Annotated in this window: 1 protein-coding gene; it reads left to right on the top strand. The window is 67.0% G+C overall.

Annotation, left to right across the window (positions count from 1 at the left end; all coding sequences use genetic code 11):
• The first annotated feature begins 402 nt into the window (after positions 1–402).
• Complete coding sequence (mobF, locus tag BSZ39_RS14750) at positions 403–2,478, top strand: MobF family relaxase (RefSeq protein ID WP_245792527.1); 2,076 nt, start codon at positions 403–405, stop codon at positions 2,476–2,478.
• Positions 2,479–2,529: the final 51 nt, after the last annotated feature.

Genomic DNA, 2,529 nt, shown 5'->3' on the forward strand with positions numbered 1-2,529 from the left:
AACAAGCACTCGCCCAACTCGCAGCCGCCTACCCAGACCGTATCAACCCCTACTTGTAACCAATCAACTTACACAAAAAACTTGACAGGCCCCTGTGGAGGGTGCCCTCCGCCGTTAGCGGCTGCGCAGACGCAGCGAAGCAGTGCCGTAGAACAACATGCCCACCAGCGTAGGCGACCCCACTGCCGGTAAGCGACTCAATATCCCCTCTCTGCTCAAAGACGCGGAAATCCATATCGATGCTGGCAAGAACGAATCCCGAGCTAACCCACGGCCGCAGAGCCTCGGCAACATCGAGACTCACTCCGTGAGAGACCTCGACAGAGACGCCACGCGTCTTGCAGATCGAGGTTGGGAGGCTGCCAGCTCACCTGTGTGACGAGCAGGTGAGGGGTGGTTTGGGTGACGGTGTCGATGCGGGTGATGTCGGCTGGTGACGGCTACAAGTACCTGCTGCGCACCGTGGCGGCTGGTGATGGTGACCGGTCGCTGTCGACTCCCCTGACTCGCTACTACGCCGAGGCTGGCACCCCGCCGGGGCGTTGGCTCGGTTCCGGCGTGGCGGCTTTGGGGCATGGTGCACTCGCCCCGGGTGCGCAGGTGTCGGAGGCGCAGCTCCAGTTGTTGGTGGGGATGGGGCGGGATCCGATTACTGGTGTGCCGTTGGGGCGGGCGTATCCGGTGTATAGCTCGACGGCGGATCGGGTTTCGGATCGTGTCGCGGAACTGGGCCCGTCGCTGGGGGCGGTGGAGCGGGGTCGGAGGGTTGCGCAGATTGAGGCGGAGGAGGCTGCGCGGGGGTCGCGGCGTGCGGTGGCGGGGTTTGATTTCACGTTCAGTGTGCCGAAGTCGGCGTCGGTGTTGTGGGCGGTTGCGGACGCGGGGACGCAGGCGTTGATTGCGCAAGCCCATCATGAGGCGGTTGCGGCCGTGGTTGCGTTCATGGAGCGCGAGGTTGCAGCCACCCGCACGGGCGCAACCGCTGGCGATGGCGCGGTTGCACAGGTCGACGTCACCGGGCTCATCGCGACGGCGTTCGATCACTTCGACTCCCGCGCCGGGGACCCGCACTTACATACGCATGTGGTGATCAGCAACAAGGCCCGCACGGTGTTGGATGGGAAGTGGCGGAGTCTGGATGGGCGGCCGATGCATGCCGCGGTGGTCGCGTTGTCGGAGCTGCACGAGGCCGTGTTCGCCGATCACATGACCCGCACCTTCGGCGTCGAGTGGGAGCCGCGGGAGATGGGCCGAGACCGGAACCCGTCCTGGGCGATCACCGACGTCCCCGAACAGCTGGTGGCGGAATTCTCCACGCGGGCGTGGCAGATCGAGGTGGAGAAGGACCGGCTGGTGGCCGAGTACGTGGCCACCCACGGACGGCAGCCATCCGATGCCACCGTGATCCGGTTGCGCGCCCAGGCCACGCTCGCGACGCGTCCAGAGAAGCAGGTCCGCTCGTTGGCGGAGCTGACAGCCGAGTGGCGCACCCGCGCCAGCCAGCAGCTCGGCGTGGACGCAACCGTGTGGGCGCGGACCGTCACGGTCGGGGAGCGGCAGCTGTTGTTGCGGGCTGATGATGTGCCGTTGGAGCTGATCGGGCAGGTCGGGCGCTCGGTGGTCGAGGTGGTGGGGGAGAAGCGTTCGACGTGGCGGCGCTGGAACCTGATGGCCGAAGCCGCCCGCCAAACGATGGGGTGGCGGTTCGCCACCGTCGAGGACCGCGAAGCCATCACCGCCATGGTCGCCGACGCCGCCGAACAGGCGTCCCTGCGCCTGACCCCACCCGAACTGACCACGAGCCCGGTGGAGTTCCGCCGCCTGGACGGCACCAGCGTGTTCCGGCCGAAGCACTCGACCGTGTTCTCCTCCGACACCCTCCTCGCCGCCGAAGACCGCCTCCTGCAACGGGCCCGCACCACCACCGGCCCGAGCATCGACCTGGCCACCGTCGAGACCATCACGAGCAAGCCTGATGCCGAGGGGCGGGTGCTCGGTCCAGACCAGGCAGCAGCCTTGGCCTCGGTCGCGGTGTCGGGCCGGGTGGTGGATGTGTTGGTGGGTCCGGCGGGGGCGGGGAAGACGACGGCGATGAACGCACTCCGCCGGGCGTGGGAAACCGAGCATGGTGCCGGGTCGGTGGTGGGGTTGGCCCCGTCGGCGGTGGCGGCGCAGGTGCTGGCCGACGATCTGGGGATCGCCACGGAGAACACGGCGAAGTGGTGGGCCACCCACCAACACACCGGCGCCACCTTCCAGGCCGGGCAGCTGGTCATCGTTGACGAAGCCTCCCTGGCGGGGACTCTCTCCCTGGACCGGATCACGCAGGCGGCTGAGGAGGCGGGGGCGAAGGTGCTGCTGGTCGGTGACTATGCCCAGCTCCAGTCCGTGGATGCCGGTGGTGCGTTCAGTCTGTTGATCCACGACCGTGACGAGGGCCTGTCAAGTTTTTTGTGTAAGTTGATTGGTTACAAGTAGGGGTTGATACGGTCTGGGTAGGCGGCTGCGAGTTGGGCGAGTGCTTGTTTC

It is taken from the genome of Bowdeniella nasicola, from assembly GCF_001907295.1.
GTDB classification, from domain to species: Bacteria; Actinomycetota; Actinomycetes; order Actinomycetales; family Actinomycetaceae; genus Bowdeniella; species Bowdeniella nasicola.